17 protein-coding genes and 2 pseudogenes are annotated in these 17,394 nt (G+C 63.6%); 9 read left to right on the plus strand and 10 right to left on the minus strand.

Annotation, left to right across the window (positions count from 1 at the left end):
• Nucleotides 1-20 precede the first annotated feature (20 nt).
• The 3 genes and pseudogenes from QQ977_RS13535 to QQ977_RS17355 form a co-directional block, all read left to right on the plus strand.
• Nucleotides 21-2,000 carry a hypothetical protein gene (locus QQ977_RS13535; protein WP_285926305.1) on the plus strand — a complete coding sequence of 660 codons (1,980 nt, stop codon included), beginning with the start codon at nt 21-23 and terminating at the stop codon, nt 1,998-2,000.
• Nucleotides 2,001-2,185: 185 nt separating this feature from the next.
• Nucleotides 2,186-2,347, plus strand: a pseudogene (locus tag QQ977_RS17285) (deoxyhypusine synthase); the annotation flags it as partial.
• Nucleotides 2,334-2,441, plus strand: a pseudogene (locus tag QQ977_RS17355) (NAD(P)/FAD-dependent oxidoreductase); the annotation flags it as partial. The pseudogenes QQ977_RS17285 and QQ977_RS17355, both read left to right, overlap by 14 nt.
• Nucleotides 2,442-2,471: 30 nt before the next feature.
• Here QQ977_RS17355 and QQ977_RS13545 read toward each other — a convergent pair.
• The 5 genes from QQ977_RS13545 to QQ977_RS13565 all read right to left on the minus strand — a co-directional run bounded on the left by QQ977_RS13545 (nt 2,472) and on the right by QQ977_RS13565 (nt 6,291).
• Complete coding sequence (locus tag QQ977_RS13545; protein WP_285926307.1) at nt 2,472-2,855, minus strand: pyridoxamine 5'-phosphate oxidase family protein; 384 nt, start codon at nt 2,853-2,855, stop codon at nt 2,472-2,474.
• A gap of 55 nt (nt 2,856-2,910) precedes the next feature.
• Nucleotides 2,911-3,327: a universal stress protein gene (locus QQ977_RS13550; RefSeq protein ID WP_285926308.1), complete on the minus strand. Its 417-nt coding sequence runs from the start codon at nt 3,325-3,327 to the stop codon at nt 2,911-2,913.
• Between the two features lie 70 nt (nt 3,328-3,397).
• Nucleotides 3,398-4,267: a DUF2250 domain-containing protein gene (locus QQ977_RS13555; RefSeq protein ID WP_285926309.1), complete on the minus strand. Its 870-nt coding sequence runs from the start codon at nt 4,265-4,267 to the stop codon at nt 3,398-3,400.
• Nucleotides 4,268-4,319: 52 nt separating this feature from the next.
• The gene (locus QQ977_RS13560; RefSeq protein WP_285926310.1) at nt 4,320-4,532 is read right to left on the minus strand and encodes a hypothetical protein; all 213 of its coding nucleotides are present in this window, start codon (nt 4,530-4,532) and stop codon (nt 4,320-4,322) included.
• A gap of 154 nt (nt 4,533-4,686) precedes the next feature.
• A complete protein-coding gene (locus tag QQ977_RS13565) occupies nt 4,687-6,291 on the minus strand; it encodes a spermidine synthase (RefSeq protein ID WP_285926311.1) in 1,605 nt (534 codons plus the stop codon).
• 95 nt (nt 6,292-6,386) lie between these two features.
• Here QQ977_RS13565 and QQ977_RS13570 point away from each other — a divergent pair, with 95 nt between their 5' ends.
• Nucleotides 6,387-6,836: a universal stress protein gene (locus QQ977_RS13570; protein WP_285926312.1), complete on the plus strand. Its 450-nt coding sequence runs from the start codon at nt 6,387-6,389 to the stop codon at nt 6,834-6,836.
• A 183-nt stretch (nt 6,837-7,019) separates the two neighbouring features.
• Here QQ977_RS13570 and QQ977_RS13575 read toward each other — a convergent pair whose 3' ends face one another.
• Both QQ977_RS13575 and QQ977_RS13580 read right to left on the minus strand, forming a co-directional pair.
• Complete coding sequence (locus QQ977_RS13575) at nt 7,020-8,795, minus strand: transposase (protein ID WP_285926313.1); 1,776 nt, start codon at nt 8,793-8,795, stop codon at nt 7,020-7,022.
• Nucleotides 8,788-9,414, minus strand: a complete 627-nt coding sequence (locus QQ977_RS13580) for an IS607 family transposase (RefSeq protein ID WP_285926314.1) — start codon at nt 9,412-9,414, stop codon at nt 8,788-8,790. Before QQ977_RS13580 ends, QQ977_RS13575 begins: the two co-directional genes overlap by 8 nt.
• 378 nt (nt 9,415-9,792) lie before the next feature.
• Here QQ977_RS13580 and folP point away from each other — a divergent pair, with 378 nt between their 5' ends.
• Nucleotides 9,793-10,986 (plus strand): dihydropteroate synthase, encoded by a 1,194-nt coding sequence (folP, locus tag QQ977_RS13585; RefSeq protein ID WP_285926315.1) that lies wholly within the window; start codon nt 9,793-9,795, stop codon nt 10,984-10,986.
• A gap of 334 nt (nt 10,987-11,320) precedes the next feature.
• Nucleotides 11,321-12,019, plus strand: a complete 699-nt coding sequence (locus tag QQ977_RS13590) for a 6-hydroxymethylpterin diphosphokinase MptE-like protein (protein ID WP_285926316.1) — start codon at nt 11,321-11,323, stop codon at nt 12,017-12,019.
• Between the two features lie 7 nt (nt 12,020-12,026).
• Here QQ977_RS13590 and QQ977_RS13595 read toward each other — a convergent pair whose 3' ends face one another.
• Both QQ977_RS13595 and QQ977_RS13600 read right to left on the minus strand, forming a co-directional pair.
• Nucleotides 12,027-12,233: a hypothetical protein gene (locus tag QQ977_RS13595; protein ID WP_285926317.1), complete on the minus strand. Its 207-nt coding sequence runs from the start codon at nt 12,231-12,233 to the stop codon at nt 12,027-12,029.
• 75 nt (nt 12,234-12,308) lie between these two features.
• On the minus strand, nt 12,309-13,355 hold the full coding sequence (locus QQ977_RS13600; protein ID WP_285926318.1) for a thiamine pyrophosphate-dependent dehydrogenase E1 component subunit alpha: 1,047 nt from the start codon (nt 13,353-13,355) through the stop codon (nt 12,309-12,311).
• 127 nt (nt 13,356-13,482) lie between these two features.
• Between QQ977_RS13600 and QQ977_RS13605 the strand changes: the two genes are divergently transcribed.
• From QQ977_RS13605 to QQ977_RS13615, 3 genes are all read left to right on the plus strand, one after another.
• Complete coding sequence (locus tag QQ977_RS13605; protein WP_285926319.1) at nt 13,483-15,165, plus strand: acyl-CoA mutase large subunit family protein; 1,683 nt, start codon at nt 13,483-13,485, stop codon at nt 15,163-15,165.
• Nucleotides 15,166-15,306: 141 nt separating this feature from the next.
• Complete coding sequence (locus tag QQ977_RS13610; RefSeq protein ID WP_285926320.1) at nt 15,307-15,783, plus strand: hypothetical protein; 477 nt, start codon at nt 15,307-15,309, stop codon at nt 15,781-15,783.
• 5 nt (nt 15,784-15,788) lie between these two features.
• Nucleotides 15,789-16,232 carry a DUF7539 family protein gene (locus QQ977_RS13615; RefSeq protein WP_285926321.1) on the plus strand — a complete coding sequence of 148 codons (444 nt, stop codon included), beginning with the start codon at nt 15,789-15,791 and terminating at the stop codon, nt 16,230-16,232.
• On the opposite strand, the gene QQ977_RS13620 is transcribed toward QQ977_RS13615, so the two are convergent.
• A complete protein-coding gene (locus tag QQ977_RS13620; protein ID WP_285926322.1) occupies nt 16,233-17,336 on the minus strand; it encodes a M24 family metallopeptidase in 1,104 nt (367 codons plus the stop codon).
• Between the last annotated feature and the right edge of the window lie 58 nt (nt 17,337-17,394).

Genomic DNA, 17,394 nt, shown 5'->3' on the forward strand with positions numbered 1-17,394 from the left:
GTGGCGGCGGAGAGACGACCATGACAGACGACAATCGCATCTCACGGCGAGCGAGTCTCAAAGGTATCGCGGCGACCGGGGCGTTCATCGGCGGTAGCGCACTCGGCGTCAGCTCGGTGAGCGCCGGGGACGACGGTTCCGGCGTCAAACGAGTCGACTTCAAAAAGTGCCACTCGATGGCGGTTCACTTCAGACGAAGTGCCATCAAGTCGGCGAAAAAAGACGTCGTGGCGACGGCCACCGTCCGCCTGTACAACGCGGACCCGGGCGCGAACGAGAACTACATCGAGAACTACCAGAAGAAGATCACGAAAGGTGACCTTCGTGCACACCCGAAGAAGAAAGGTGACGGGAAGTACGTCTGGAAGTTCAACGTCTTCCAGTTCTACGACCGGACTCCCGAGGACGGAGACAAGATCCTCTCGGTGAAAATCGACGGCAAGCGGTTCGAGAACCCGAACAAGTGTGCGAAAGACGTTCCGAACGCACGAACGAAAAAGAAAAAGGGCAAGAAAGGAAAGGCCGACCCCGACCGAATCAACCTCATCGCCGTCTGTACCGACGAAGAGACCGACATGGCCCGGTACAAGGTCACGAACAACAACGCCAAGCCGGTCAAAGTCACGTACAAGGGCGAGGACAAGTGCGCAAGCGGAATCGTGAAAGTCGAAGCGAAGAGTACGACCTACTTCGACGTCACGGTGCCCGACTCCGGCGGCGACATGACACTCGACCTGTACTACGGTGACTGGCAGGTCTCGGAAGGCGTACAGAGCGCGACGGAGCACGAGTGTATCCTGCGTCCACATGCGTTCAACGCAGAGTGCGTGAACCGGTACAGGACGAAAGCGAAGTTCTACCTCCATCACAGCATCGACTCGGATCGGACCTTCGTCTATCACGTCGCCGAGACCGGAGAGAAAGGAACGATTACGCTTCGCAACGAACCCGGGAACGCCAAATCCTTCTGGGTGAAAGCTCCCAAAGGCAAGGCGACAGTCACGCTGTACTACGAGGGAGTCCCCGTCGGAACGGCCTCGAGCGCAGACGTCGATATCTGCGACCCGGTCGTGAACAAGACGCAGGGAGAAAGTTACGACACAATTCAGGAGGCGGTCGACGAGGCCAATGGGAACGACCGTATCAAAGTGTTCGGCAAGCGGTTCGAAGAGAACGTTACCATCGATGTGGATGGGCTGACGCTAAAAGGAGTCTCCAAAAAGAAGAAGACGGATAAGAAGAGGAAAAAACCGAAGAGGAAGAAGAAAGACAAAAAGACGAAAGGGAAGGATAAAAAGTCGAAGAAAGCCGGAAAGAAGACGAAGAAGTCGAAGGAAAAGAAGTGGAAGAGGCCGGACAAAAAGGCGAAGAAGCCAGTCATCGACGGCCGCGGGGAGGGACCCACCGTTTTCATCGACGCGGACGACGTCACGCTCCGCGGGTTCAGAATCGAAAATGAGGGCAGTAGACCCGACGGAGTCGGCGTCCAAATCGAACCCGGCTCGTCGGGAATCGAGATTTCCAAGAACACGATCGTTACCGAATCGAGCGAGACGATCCGCGACGAGGTCCCCGACGACGACGCTACGAGCGATCTCACGATTGCGAACAACCGCTTGCACACGGACGACTCCAGCGTTACCTACATCCACGGTACGGCAAGCCAGGGATCGGAGGACGCCTCGAACGTCGACTTCGTCAAGAACGTCGTCACGGCTGACGGTCTCGGTGACCATCTCGCGGTTGGTCTCGAGGTCGACGGCGGAACAGTCGCCAACAACTTGTTCGCCGATCCGCCGACGGACTTCGGTCACCTCGAGCTGTTTGGTCCGGACATGACGGTCAAATCCAACAAGTTCCGGGGTCACAGCCTCGGGGACGACGCCTTCTACGTCGCAGACTGGGACAACACGTACGACCTTGACGCGATCCTCCAGAACAACCGCTTCGACCCACCCGCCGAAGTCGACGAGGACGAGAACGAAATCGTTCCAGCGTAAACCGTCACCGTAGCGGGAACTCGCAAGACAGCGTTTCCGTTCCGGTGCGCTTACCTCGAGGGCAACCACGACAGGTCTCTCACTCCAGCGGCGATGCGGACGGTTGGCGACGCTGTTTTCGCCTCCGTTATCCCATCCCCGGCCGAATCGTGACGTTGAACTCGTTGACAGTCACGTTCGTGTATATATCGGACAACCACGAGTATCACGAACCCGACCGGGAGACGTTCTCGCACGGTCCGGTCGGTCACGCCGAGGCCCGCGCGGGGATGACCGTCGGCGAACTGACCGACGAGTACGGCAACGCTGGCGGTCGCGTGGCGACGATCACGCCTCTACACGACGCGACTGGGCCACCGGAGCGCGGTCGTCGAGAAAGCGGGTGGCCGCCACGCGGCGGTCAGTCACGTCCACAACCTGCCGGGGACGAGTGAGGGGGTTTTGCCGGCGGTCGCCGTTGTGCGCTTGCGTTCAGTACGTCCGGTAGCTACCGGAACCGACGTCGATCCGGACGAGCGTGTTCTCCGCGTACGCGTCGGGCGAGGCGTCGTACTTCGCGTTGATCCGTCGGCGCGCGGCGCGGTTCTCGTCGTCGTCCTCGACGACTGTCGCGGTCCCGAGCAGCGTCACCGTCCACTGGGCGTCGCCGTTCTCGCTCTCTTCGATCGAGAGCGCTACGCGCGGGTTCTCCCTGACGTTCGCGAGCTTTCGTCCCGTCGTGACGAGTTCGACCGTTCCCTCGTCGTAGACGTACCAGACCGGGGCGACGTGTGGCCGGCCGTCGGTACAGGTCGCGAGGTGAGCCATCACGGGTTCGTCCTCGAGCAGTCGCTTCGCTTCCGGTGGAAGTGACACGCGAACGTCTACGGCCGCGAGCGACAAAGGCCTGTTACCGGCAGCGTCGGTGCCGTCAGCGAACGACGGTGACCGAGGTGGGTGCCCGGCGGACGACCGTCTCGGCGATGCTTCCGAGCAACACGCGAGAGACCCCCTCCCGTCCGTGGCTGCCGACGACGACGTGGTCGACGTCGTTCTCTTCTGCGAACCGGACGATCTCCCTGGCAGGGTCGCCCGCGACCGTCTCCGTGCGGTAGTCGACGTCTTCCTCGGTGAGCAGTTCGACGAGCTCGTCGGTCAGGTCTGCCGCCTGCTCCTCGCGACTTTCCTTTAGCTTCTCCTGAACGAGGTTGATCCCCGCGCCGGTCGAGCCACCGGCCATCTCGATGACGCGCAAGAGGGTCAGCTCCTCGTTGCCGTACTCGTTGACCGCGTGTTCGACCGCTTTCTGTGCCGGCTGTGAGCCGTCGTAGGCGACGAGAACTTCCATACCGGAGGTGGGTTCCGAAACAGTATAAATACCGATCCCGTGGTGTCGCCGGTTGGGTCGTCCTTGAGGATTACTCGTCCTCGAGGTCTCGCAGGATCCGATCGGCGACGTCGGTGGTCACGTAGTAGGTGTGTTTGCGGTGGGTCTCGTCTTTGGGCTTGAGCTTTCGTTCCGTCCCCTTGATGATCGAGCCTTCGTAAGTCGTCACGACTCCAACCCGCTGCATGGCCCGGTAGAGCCGACGGACGTACTCGAACTCCATGTCGAGCTCCTCGGCGGTCATCCGGGGGTAGTCGGGCCCGCCACGCGAGAGCCTTCGGGCGAGGGTCTTTGCGTTCTCGACCCACCGCAGGAAGTTCTTTTTCCCGTCGCGCTCCTCGAGGAATCGCAACAGGTGATCGCCGTCGCGTGAGAGCCGGTAGTAGGTGTGGTGCTGGTGGGTTTCCAGCGCGCGTTTGAGCTTGACGTCCCGTCGTTTCAGCATGCCGGACTCGATGCGCTCGAGCATGCCGCTGTCGACGAGTTCCTCGCAGGTGTCGGCGGTTCGCTTCCGGTCGGCGTTCAGGTGTCCCGACATTGACCGGGGATAATCGCCCTTGACGTCTTTGAGGTGATAGAGGATCAGAAACGCCAGTGGCTCGGGCGGCACCTGTGCCAGCTCACCCGCGACCGCCTCGCGTTCCTCGAGCGTCGACTCGAGTTCGCCAGCGCGTTCGTACCGGCGCTGGGCGTTCTCGGCGGCGCTTTCCTCGAGGTTTAGTGTCACCTCGATCGCCTCGCCGGTCGGCGTCTCGAGTTCGAGGGTGAGTTCGCCCGACTCCCAGTGTTCGCCGTCCTCGTTGCGGGCGCGCTCGAGTGCGTCCTCGACGGTCTCGATGCGCGTGAAGATTGTGTCGGCCTCCGTTCGCAGGCGTTCGATCTCGGCCCGTGAGACCACCATTGTCGACGGTGTAGGGTGGCAAGACGTATACTGCTACTGGTTCTCGTCCCGGTCAGGTCGTCCTCGGCGACCCGACAACCGGACGTCTCGACGAGTACCTCCCGACAGTAGCCCGTCGGAAACGACGATCCGAGCGTTCGGCGTCGCCGATCATTTCGGTGAGGGAGTTCGCGCACAACTCGATGTCGGCGTCGACGACGATCACCTCGTAGGCGTAGCCGGTATCAAGACTCCGGATGCTCCCCAGGGTTCTCAACTGTTCCACGCAGGTAGTTCGCCTCGTCGTACGCCGGGACGACGACGCTCACGTCCGGCGTCCCCGGTTCGGCTGGCGGCGATCAGTCGGGCGCCGGCGTCATGTCACTCGAGGTGTCTCCCGCCGCGTTTTTAAACGTCCTCATCGTCCGGTCGGGGTCGGGTTACCCTGTCGCCCGCGCGGCGTCGGTCGACGACCGGGACTCGCGCGTCTCCCCGTCCTCGGTCTCTTCGATAACGTATCGCTGTCCGACCATGGGATCGAGAAGCGCGTCGACGGGTGCCTTTTCGTCCTCGAGGACGGGAGCGTCGTCGGCCTCGACGTCTGCGTCCGCGACGTAGCCGTCGACCTCGTCGTGTAAGTCGATGCCGATCTCGCGGTTCTCGTTTCGTTCGTGTAACTGCGCGGGCGAGAGGCGCTCGCCGTCTTTCGTTCCGACCAGCTGGATGTTCTGGACTGCGTTCGCCTCCGACGTCCGGAACGCGTACACCTCCGCGAACGGTTCGGCCATCGTTCGGTACTGCGAGCGGTAAAACTCGGACGCTGGCCCCTCCGGTGCCGATACGACGTTCGCCACCAGGACGCCGTCCTCGTTCAAGCGCTCGGTTACGAGCGTCATGAACTCGACCGTCGTCAGCTCGAACGGCACCGCGTCCTGCTTGTAGGCGTCGAGGACGATCGCGTCGTAGCTCTCGTCAGTCTCTTCGAGGTACTGTCTCCCGTCAGCCGTGTGGATCGTCAGCCGTTCGTCGTCCTCGAGGTCGAAGTACGTCTTCGCCGCGTCGGTCACCTCGGGATCGATCTCGACGACGTCGACGGTCACGTTCGGATCGTGCTCGAGGACGCTCTTCGGACCGGTGTAGCCGCCTCCGCCGACGAACAGGACCCGGTCGACGTCGTCGGGATCGTCCGCGTACAGGTACGGCAGGTGAAAGTATCGGGTGTACGCGAAGACGTGGCGATCGGGGTCCTCGAGGTCCATCGCACTGTGTCGTGCGCCATCTAAATACATCGTCCGCGTTTCGCCGCTGTCGACGATCTCGAGTTCCTGGTAGGGCGTCTGGGTCTGGTAGACGACCTCTCCGCGGGGATCGACGGCGACGGGGCCGCTCCCGGCGGCGACCACGAGCAACAGGGCCACGACGACGGCCGCGGCCACCGGCCCGCGGGGAACCGAAGGTACGACGAGCGCGAGCGCCGTGCCGACGAGCAACAGCCCGAAAAACAGTCCGATCGCGTCGACGCTCATCGACGGGATGAGCAGGAACGTCGTCGCGCCGGCCCCGAGGATCGAGCCGATCGTCCCGAGCGCGTAGACGTGGCCCGACGCCTCGCCGACGCCGTCCTTGCTCGACAGCTCTGCGGCGTAGGGGCTGATAAAGCCGAGCAGGTACGTCGGCGGTCCGAACAACAGCACGATCGCCGGCAGCGACGCGTACCGACTCGGCAGCGGAATCGTCGTCGTCGCGGTCAGCAGGTACTCCCGGCCGAACAACACCACGGCCACGTACGCGGCCGTGAACAAGAGCACCCAGCACAGCCGCGCGGTCGAAGCGTGTGTCGACGCCCGCTTCCCGCCGCGCCAGTAGCCGACGCTCAATGCGGCGAGAAAGACCGTGATGATACTTCCCCACGTGTAGATACTGCTGCCGAACTGCGGGGCGACGATCCGCCCCGCGAGGATCTCGAGTCCCATACTTGCGACGCCGGAGACGAACACCGCGAGTTCGGCTTTCGTCAGTCGGGGAATCGCTCGCCCGTCGTCCATCGACGCCCCGTATGTGGTCTGACGGTGAGTATGCGTCGTTCGCAGCCGCCGAGTGTGCCACGTTATATATTGCCAGGCGACCAAAAGAGACGAATATGTACGATCGAATCCTGATCCCGACCGACGGCAGCGAGCCGGCACGCGCCGCCATCGACGAGGGGCTCCGGCTGGCGAAACAGAACGACGCGACCGTACACGCGCTGTACGTCGTCGAACCGATTCCGCTGGGTGGGTTCGCCGCCGGCGCGGAGCCGGCGAGCGCCGAGTGGGACGACGTCGTCGACGAACAGAAATCGGAGGGAACGAAAGCCGTCGATGAAGTCGCCAACCGCGGCGACGAGTTCGACGTTGAGGTCGTCACCGAGATCGAGTACGGAAAACCGAACGAGGCGATCCTCGAGTACGCCGACGAGGAGGACATCGATGCCATCGTAATCGGTACCCACGGCCGATCGGGAGCCGACCGCCTCGTGATCGGCAGCGTCGCAGAGAAGATCGTCCGCAAGAGCGACGTCCCCGTTCTCACCGTCAGGCGGGGAAGGTAAGGCGGGCCGAACGCGACGAGCGCAAGGGTCTTTGGCCGGCCGTGGCTAGACTCGAGCGGCCGATGACGACGTACCCGCTCCGAGCCGGTCTCGGCAACCGGTAGTGACGAGCCCTATGAGTGCCGAGGCCATCGATTTACATGCCCCCTTCCCCTCCGTTCGGCCGGTATACCGTTCCTATTTTCAGCAGTGTTCAGCAGTGACCCGTTGGAATTGGGTGTACTCGCGGGTGGTTGGGCCACACCCATCACTACCATCCGCATTCGACCCGGACAGGACGACAGCGGGCGCTATGACAGCCGACCCACCACCAACGGTCGCCCTTGCCTGCTCAGGCCTGTAAGCAACAACGCCACGCCCGAACGTGAGTCGCGTACCAGCGGAACGGCGGGCTGGCACGGTTTCGCAATCCCCCGTATAGGAGGACGTAAAACCGTGATCCAGCCCATCCGTCTCGCTGAAGAACACGCGGGCCACGTTCACCGCCGCGACGTAATCCCGGTCGCCTTCGAATCCACATCGAGCGTTGTCGCACCGGAAGTGCCCGCCCCACCACACCTCCTCATCGTGATCAGGCGACTTGCACGTGTGCCCGGTTGAGCCACACCGCGGGCACACGCGACTCGTGTCCTGCGGATACACCCGCTCAACATCCACGCCGACGTACTCGCAGCGGTACTCGATCTTCTCGATGATCTCCCGCCGCGCCCAACTTGACAGCTCCCACGACAACTCACCTTCACCGGATGGCGGGGACAATGACCGCAAATCCTCGTGAACCATCGTGTCCACATCGTACACCAACGCGAGTGCAACGACTTGGTTCGTCACGTCGTGAATCAACTGCTCGCGCTTGTGCTGGATCTTGTTGTTCACCCGTTCGTACTCCGCCTGCACCTCTTTGAACTCGTCTGTGTAATCTCGTCCGTTCCGTCGAAGTTCCGCTAATCTGGCGTTCAACCGTTGCCGTTCTCGGTGGAGTCGACGCATCTTGTCGCGGTCGGCAAACCGAACGAAATGCGGCCGCGACACCTGTTCGCCGTCCTCGTCAACGACGACAGCCGTCACGTCCTTGCGCATTCCGGCGTCGAGTGCCAACACACGGTCTGCATCACCGTCGGCGTCGGTAGTGTCTATGTCGACGGGGAAAGAGAGTTCGTAGAATTGGTCGCCGTTCTTCCGCCTTGAGGACTGGAATTCGGGGGCTGACAGAGAACCGCGCGCGGTAAGCGTGTGGAAGGCGTCGTACCCGTCGAGTTCGTGTTCGTGCCACGACCAGTCTCCACGGCTTTCGGGCGTCACGGTATCGGGCGTCTTCATCTTCACCGTCAATGACTGGTCGTCTTCGTCGTACTGGTATTTGATGGCTTGGCCGCTGGCGGGGCCATCGTCTGCCGAGTACGGTAACACGCCGTTGCTGTACTCCGGTGCATCTTGCAATTCGAAATATGAGTCGGGGTATCGGCCGTGGCGGTCGTAGTACGTGTTGAGTTGGTCGATGAGAACGTCGACGTAGCCGCTGGAGAGGTACTCGCCGTCGTCCCACAGCTCTTCTTTGATGCGTCGACGGTGGATTCTGCGGATCTTGTGCGTAGGGAGGACGTCCTGAATGGCTTGGAAGGCTTCGCGGCGGTCAGCGTGGCTCCGTAGAGTTTCACCCACCTTCTGGAGGATGCACCGCCGGATGCGTGACGGTAGGTATAGCTCAAAGTCCTCCGGCGGTGCCTCACCGTGGATTGTTTTGTACAGGGCGTGGTCGTCGAGTTCTTCGAACGGTTGGTGTTCGTCGAAGTACTTCCACGCTTGATGGTCGGAGTTGGAGATGCCGGTGAGGTGTTCCGGCGTCCAGCGGAGGTGGAGAACGCAGGTGGCGACGTGTTGGACGAACTCGTCCAACCGTTTGTGTTGGTCGCGGTGGGTGTCCGGTAGTCGAACGGGCAACGAGAGATGGTCACTCATCAGCAGTCACCTCGGTTTCGACTGCGTTGACGACCTGCTGCTTTTTCGATGACCTCATCCCGTAGAGTTTGCCGGAGAAGCTGGCGACGAGCTTGATGAGGTCATCGACGAGTTCTTCCTGTGCGGTTTTGTCCGTCTCGTCTTCGACGACAGTGATGGTGACGCCGTGGTGGTCGAAGAGGCGTTCGAGATAGGAGAAGCCAAAGCGGGTGAGTCTGTCCTCGTAGGTGACGAGGACGCGTCCGAAGTCCGCATCTGGAGTCTCGTCGAGAAGGGTGTTGAGACCGCGCCTGTCTTCGTTGAGGCCGTTGCCAACGTCAGTGTAGGTGGTTTCGACCGTCCACCCGTTGTCGTGTGCGTAGTCTCGGAGACGGTCAAGTTGACGGTCAAGATCGCCGTTGTCTTTCTGACCGTGGCTGGAGACGCGGGCATAGAGAGCGACGTGGTCGCGGGGGCGAGCATCACCAGCGAGGCGGAGGAGTTCGCGGTGTGGGATGCGGCGGTCGCCGCCGGGTGTCCGGGTGTAGTCAAGGTCGCCGCTTCGACACCACCGTTTGACGGTTTCGGGGTGGACGCCGAGTTCCTCCGCGAACTCGCCGATAGCGTACGACCGTGGCATCGTCTTGTTGCTAATTGTTGCTTACTACTGCTTAAAGATTCGGAATTCAGAAACAGTTACAAACCCCCTCGACAAGTCAGCGCAAATTTCTGCGAGTCTACGCTAAGATACGCCAGGTCTGCTGCCCTCGACGCAGACAGTGGAGGAACCCGGACCCTACCGAATTACCGCTGTCGAGCACGGCAGCGATCGGCACTGGAAACCCGCCACGTATCCGTTCTTCAACCTCATAATCCGGTCGAAGAGCGTCCGAGAGGTAGACAGTGCGGCTGTCGGGCGGTTAGTCGTGGGCTTCCGCCTCGAATACGTGTCAATCGAGCGCCGTGCACCCTTCGCCGGAACCGCGACGCCTTTTTATCTCCCTTTCCCAGCGACGGTATGGACACCGTCGACGCGGCTGGCCTCGAGATCGGGGACGGTCACTCGCCCCGGATCATGGGCGTGTTAAACGTCAGCGAGGAGTCGCCGTACGATCCGAGCGTCTACGACGATCCAGCGGACGCTGCACGCTACGTCGACGAGGAGCTGATCGATCAGGGGGCAGACGTCGTCGACGTCGGTCTCGAGTCGGCGAACAAACGCTTCGAAGTGCTCACCGCCGAGGAGGAACTCGAGCGACTCCACGTCGCCTGCGAGACGATAGATCGCGTCTCCGGAGACGCGGTTTTCTCGATCGAGACCCGGTACGCCACGGTCGCCGACGAGGCGCTTGCACAGGGGTTCGACATGGTAAACGACATCTGTGGCTTCGCGGATCCGGAGATGCCGACCGTCTGTGAAGCCCACGACGCTGCCGTCGTCAAGATGGCGAGCCCGCCCGATCTCGAACGGCCGGGGGCGGTCGAAGAGACCGACTGGGCCACACGGAAGTCACCGGAGTGGGCCGAAGAAGCCGACTACGTCGACATGGTGTACGAGGCGTTGAAACAGAACGGGCTGACCGAGAAGACTATCGTCGACCCCGCATTCGGCGGCTGGAGCGAGACGAAGACGCTCGCGGACGATCGGGAGACGTTTCACCGACTAGACGAGTTCCGCGCACTCGAGAAGCCGATGCTCGTCTCGATCAATCGGAAGAACTTCCTCGGAGAGATCGCAGGACGCGAGACCGACGAGCGACTGCCGGTCAGCCTCGCGGCCACCTCGATGGCGGTCGCCCGCGGTGCGGACGTGATCCGGACCCACGACGTCGCCGAGACCAGGGACGCGGCGTCGATCGGCGCGGCGTTTGCCGAGCGGACGGCGACGACCACCGACGGCGTCACCGTCACGCGACTCGAGACCGACTCGCCGGCTACCCTCCGGACACACCTCGCCGAGCGCGGCGTCGATCCGGAACGTGCGACCGAGTGGTGCCACCACGTCCTCGAACTCGAGGGGCTCGATGGCGACGAGCGGGGACTGCTCGAGCGTCTCACTCACGAGCACGGTGGGATGTGGCTCGACGTCGCGCCCGACCGCCAGCTACTCGTCGGCTCGTCCGCGGGGCTTGGCCGACTCGCCGATGCGCTCGACGACGAGAGCGAACGGCTGTCGTCCGTCGGACGTGACATCGAACGAAGTATACGGTAAGAGAAAGCTTATGGCGGATGCCCCGAAACGAGATGATGGAAGCCGGGGCAGCCTCCCGGGTAGGGGTGCTTCGGAGGCGTCCCCTCGGCTCACAACGCGGAATTATTGTGACACTACCCGATCAGTGCCGACCGTATCCAACCGAACGGCAACGCCGGGGAACTCGTGGTAAGGGCCAGCAATACACCCGGTCATGAGTCGTTCAACAGTCGGCTGCCGGGAGTGGCCTCGATACGGGTTCAGTCGGCCGTTCAGTCCACGAGACCGGTGACTGGACCATGACCGGGTGTAAAACAGTGACGACCTTGTACGTCGGCGGCGAACGGTGACCGTAATGGAGTTCGACGAGTGGGAACCCGTCTACGAGGAGATCCGCTGTGAGTTCGGCTTCGATCGAAGCGAGGACGAACGCACACGCGACGTGCTCGCATCACTCACGTCCCCGTTCGACGTGACACACCTGTCGGTTCTCGAGGACGGTCACGTCGCGATCGCCGGTGCAGGACCGTCTCTCACGGACGAGTCGGCCCTCGAGACGGCCAGGCGCGCGGACGCCGTCGTCGCGGCCTCGACGGCGGTCGACGTCCTCGAGGATCGGGACGTCGCCGTCGACTGTATGGTGACGGATCTGGACAAAAACCCCGACACCGTCCGTCGGTTGACCGACCGCGGGACACCCGTTGCGGTCCACGCTCATGGGGACAACCTCGAGGCCGTTCGATCCGTGGTGCCGGACTGTACCGACGCGTTCGTGCTCCCGACGACCCAGGTCGAACCCCGCGGACCCGTCCGGAACGTCGGGGGGTTCACCGACGGCGACCGCGGGGCCTTCCTCGCGGACCACCTCGGTGCTCGTCGACTTTCGTTCGTCGGCTGGGACTTCGACGACCCCAGCGTCGATCCGATGAAAGCGACGAAGCTCGAGTGGGCCGAACGGCTGCTCTACTGGCTCGAGCGCCGCCGCAACGACCGATTCGTCGTTCTCGACGGCCGTCGAGACGGGATCGACACGGAGCCGTTACCCCTCGAGTGATCGGCGATCACTCGTCCTCGGACAGCGGCTCGACGCGGAACACGTACCCCTCGTAGACGCCGTCGAGGTTCGTCGGGTGCTCCTCGGCGGTGTGGTCGCGACAGAGAGCGGCCTCGGCCTCGACGGCACCCTGTCCGGTCTCCTCCTGGTATCGCTCGAGGACGACGAACTGTGCCGGCCGATCGCAGTTGCGCCGGTGACACGTCTTTCCCATACCGTCTTCAGGACCGTAACCGGGATAACGGTGTGGGGCGAGTCGAGTTTCGTGCGGTCGACGCCCGTCAGTACGTCAGTACTCGAGATCGCGTCCGTCGCGATCGGCGTCGACCGACTCGAGCCACGCCCGCTGGTCGGCCAGCCGCGGGGACGCGTCGGCGAAGACGTGTTCGAACACCGTTTCGCGGTCGGGTAGTGGCGTCTCTTCGGCGGTTTCGACCGCTTCGTCGACCTCCGACTCGGCGTCTCCCTCGATCTCGTCGACGAGATCGTCGTCGAGAACGCCCGCCTCCCGCAGAAACCCCTCGTAGCGCTCGAGCGGGTCAGCCGTGCGCCACTCGGGCAGCTCGTCTGGGTCGTCGCGATAGCGGTCGGGATCGTCGCTCGTGGTGTGAGCGCCCTGGCGGTAGGTGAGGCTCTCGACGAGGACGGGATCGCCGTCGCGGGCGCACTCGAGAGCCGCCGTCATCGTCTCGAACACCGCGAGCGGGTCGTTGCCGTCGACGCACACGCCGTCGATGCCGTACGCCTCGGCCTTGCCGGCTAACGTCTCGCTCGCGGTCTGGCGCTCCCGTGGGACCGAGATCGCCCAGCCGTTGTTCTCACAGAGGAAGACGACGGGCGCGTCGAACACCCCCGCGAAGTTGAGTCCCTCGTGAAAGTCGCCCTCGCTGGTCGCGCCGTCGCCGAAGTAACAGCAGACGGCGGGGTCGTCGCCGTCGTAGCTGGCCGCCATCCCGATCCCGACGGCGTGAGGGATGCCCGTCGCGATCGGGACGGCCTGCGGGAAGACGTTCAGTTCGTGATCGGAGGCGTACTCGGCGTACCCGCGCCGGAACAGTAAGACGTCGCTCATCGGGACGCCGTGAGCGATCTGCATCGCGTTCGACCGATAGGTCGGCACGAGCCAGTCCGTCCTCGAGAGTGCACGGGCCGCGCCGACCTGTGAGGCCTCCTGGCCCCGAAACGGCGGATAGCCGCTCATCCAGCCGCGTCGCTGCAACGCGAGTGCGCGTTCGTCGAACCGGCGTGTCCGGACCATATCGCGGTAACACCCGAGTGCCTCAGTCGCGGAGACAGACGTCGCCTCGAGACCGCCCGCTGCGATGACGCGGTTCACGGAATCTGCGTCATCGGCCGTCCGGAAAGCGGTTCCGGTGGTCGAACCCGTCGCGACTGCGCTCGCTTCTGGTCGCTGCCGGAGGATTTCTCAAGCTTAAAGCCCCAGGGAACCCTGGTGTTCGATAATGTTCGATTCCGACGACCTCGAGGAGATCCGTGCCGAGAGGGAGGAGTGGGAGACAGAGGCGGTCGAACCGGTCGTCGATCGTTTCGGCGAGCGCAAGGAGACGTTCACGACGGACACGGGCGGCCAGGAGGTAGACCGTATCTACACGCCAGAAGACGTCTCGGAGCTGGATTACGACGAGGACCTCGGCTTCCCCGGTCAGGAGCCGTACACCCGCGGGGTGTACTCGACGGGCTATCGCGGCCGACTGTGGACGATGCGCCAGTACGCCGGTTTCTCGACGCCCGAGGACACCAACGAACGCTATCACTACCTGCTCGATCAGGGTCAGACGGGGCTGTCGATGGCTTTCGACCTGCCGACCCAGATGGGCTACGACTCCGACGCCGCCATGGCCGCCGGCGAGGTCGGGAGAGCAGGCGTCGCGATCGACTCACTGGACGACATGGAGACCGTCTTCGACGGCATTCCCCTCGACGAGGTCTCGACGTCGATGACGATCAACGCGCCCGCGTCCGTGTTGCTCGCGATGTACATCGCCGTCGGGGACATTCAGGGCGTCGACCGCGAGGAGCTTCGTGGGACGATCCAGAACGATCTGCTCAAAGAGTACATCGCCCGCAACACCTACATCTATCCGCCAGGACCCTCGATGCGGATCATCACGGACATCTTCGAGTTCTGTGCCGAGGAGGCTCCCAAGTTCAACACGATCTCGATCTCGGGATATCACATCCGCGAGGCGGGTTCGACGGCCGCCCAGGAGCTCGCCTTTACGCTTGGAAACGGAATCGAGTACGTGGAGGCGGCGATCGACGCCGGACTGGACGTCGACGAGTTCGCTCCTCAGCTGTCGTTCTTCTTCAACGGTCACAACAACATTTTCGAGGAGGTCGCGAAGTTCCGTGCGGCCCGCCGGATGTGGCACGACATCATGGAGGAACGGTTCGACGCTCAGAACCCGAAATCGAAACAGCTCAAGTTCCACACCCAGACCGCGGGCTCGACGCTGACCGCCCAGCAGATCGAGAACAACGTCGTTCGTGTCGCCTACCAGGCACTCGCTGCCGTCCTCGGCGGCACCCAGAGTCTGCACACGAACGGCAAGGACGAGGCGCTTGCGCTGCCGACCGAGGAGTCAGTCCGGACCGCCTTGCGCACCCAGCAGATCCTCGCACACGAGTCCGGCGCGGCAGATACCATCGATCCACTCGCCGGCAGCTACTACGTCGAGAGTCTCACCGACGACGTCGAAGCCGAGGCCTACGAGATTCTAGCCGAGATCGACGAACGCGGCGGCATGCTCGAGGCCGTCGAACAGCAGTGGGTTCAACGCCAGATCCAGGACACCGCCTTCGACCGCCAGAAAGAGATCGAAGAGGGCGAACGAATCATCGTCGGCGTCAACGAGTTCGAGGTCGACGAGGACGTCGAGATGGACATCGAGGAGGTCACCGAAGCGGACGAAAAACGCCAGATCGACAGCCTCGAGTCCGTTCGCGTCGACCGCGACGACGAAGACGTCGAGGCGACGCTTGCGGCCCTTCGCGAGGCCGCCCGCGGCGACGACAACATTATGCCCTACATCATCGACGCCGTGAAAGTCTACGCGACGGTCGGCGAGATCTGTAACGTTCTGCGCGAGGAGTTCGGCGAGTACCAACCCGGCAGCGCGCTATAGGACAGTCGTCGATCTCCCAGTCAGAGGGACGGTCACGATCCATACCGGGATCATTTATGTGGGCTCGGGAGGTAGAACACGACCGCGTCAGGAAAGCGACGGAACCGGCTCGAGACCGAAACATCCACCCACTATCTAACGATGCCACTCGACGTACCCGTTCCCGACCCACCGCCGCTGTCGAACCGTGGCCGTCCCCAGGAGTTCGAGGCCGTCGCCGAGGTCGGTAGCGAAGCCGACCTCCGGCGGGGCGAACTCGAGGAAATATTACAGGAAGGTGCGTGGCGGGAGGCCTTCGAGGAGTGGGCCGAGTACACGGATCTCACCGAAACGGAGTTCGAGATCGTCCTCGACCGGAACCTGCTCCGAGAACTCGACGTCTTCTGGGACCCCACCGAGGAGCGACTCCGGGCCGAGGTCGACGTCACGCCGGCCCCCGACACCGACGCGGAGTCACTCTCTCCCGGCACCCGGGCGACGATCGAAGACGCCCTCTTAGAACTGGGACGGACGGTCGTCGAGGTGGTCGAGACGGCGTACGTCGACTGGGGCGGCGAGGAGACCGATTACGTCTGGGACGAAGAGACCTTCGGCGACGGGATTCAGGACCGGGAGTGATTCGAATGCCGACGTACGAAACCGAACGCGACCTCCTGAACGCGGTCCGAGAGCGACTCGACGGCTGGCTCTATCGTGCACGAGCCGACGCTTTCGCGGAGCTGTTCGAGGACGAAGACGCCCTGCTGTCAGCAGACGAACTCCGGGTGCTCGACCGGATCGACTCAGAGTTGAGCCGCGAGCGCGGTCGTGGCGTGTGGGATACCGACGAATACGGGATCGTCTCGACCGGGACGATGAGCGGGGAGACACCCCCACGCGTCGTCTGTACGACACACCCGCGGCTTCCGGAGCAGGGCCACCCTGGCGACGAACGACTCGACGAGGAGACGCGTCGCAAACTGAACGACGCACTCTGGCAGTACAGCCAGCGCGTCGTCGAACGCACACAACAGGAACTCGAGGAGTTCGTCTGGTCCGTCGACGTCGAGGCGTGGGAAACCCAGTGATCACTCGTCGGCGAGTTCGAGTACGGCTGGTCGCTCGAGTTCGAGGTCGGACTCGCCAACGGTCCGAACGGTCCGCGTGGGCCAGCGACCGGTGTCCGTCAGCGTCTCGAACCCGTCGTCTGTGACCAGTACAGTATCTTCGCTTTTTGCGCCCTGCACCGTCGGGTTCCAGGCGTAGGCCATCGGCGTCTCGACTGCGGCGTCGTGTCCCGGCGTCGCGATCCACTCCCGACCCGCGTAGCCGGCCGCACCGCCCTGGTGGTGGCGTTCCCACTCGTCGTCGTAGCCGACGGCGGCGTAGGCGTCTTGGATCGCCGCGAAGACGTCGCCGGCCGTGCCGTCTTGGTCGGCGGCCGATCGCGTCGCCGCGAGCGCCGTCGTCTCGACGCGGGCGGCGGCTTCGTGACGCTCCTCGAGCCACGCCGGCGGATCGAACGCGACCGTCCGGGTACAGCTCGCGTGACGTCCGCCGCGTCGAGCCGTCACCGAAACGAGCGCGTACTCGCCGAGCTCGGCGTCGGTCGGCGTGTAGTGGCGGTACGTCTGGGCCCGCTCTGCGCCGCCGACGAGGACGACCGGAGCCTCGATCTCCCGTGCGGAGAGGGCAACGGCAATCGCGGAGGCGACCTCGTGTTCCGTATCCGCCGGCTGTAGCTCCCGGCAGACGGCCTCGACGGCCGCTGCGGTCTCCTGGCCGAGCCGTCGATACGCCTCGCGGTCGTCTTCGGTCAGGGGCTGGCGCAACGGCGTCGGATCGACGCGGTCGAACCCGGGGACGGCGACGTCGGCTGCGGCCGGCCCGTCGACCCGATCCGCGAGCGCCTCAAAGAGTGAGGACTCGTACCACGGGTAGGTCTCGAGGGCGACGTCTTCGTCCGCAAACGCCGGCAGTTCTTCTTCGGCGATGCGGTCGGCCTCGATCGTGTTCGTCAGGACGGTGACGTCGCTTCCGTCGTATCCGATCGCCGCGACGCCGACGGGGCTCTCCCGGTCGACGACGTTCGAGCCGCCGGAAAGCCACGCGAAGGCGTTCGGCCGCGCGAACCAGACCGACGACAGCCCTTCGCGCTCGAGGTAGGCCTCGAGTCGCTCGAGTTTCTCCATGGGTGGTCGTCGCGTGGCTCGATCTTGAATGCGACGAAGCGGGGCCGGAGCTGACCGT

It is taken from the genome of Natrialbaceae archaeon AArc-T1-2, assembly GCF_030273315.1.
Classification (GTDB): Archaea; Halobacteriota; Halobacteria; order Halobacteriales; family Natrialbaceae; genus Tc-Br11-E2g1.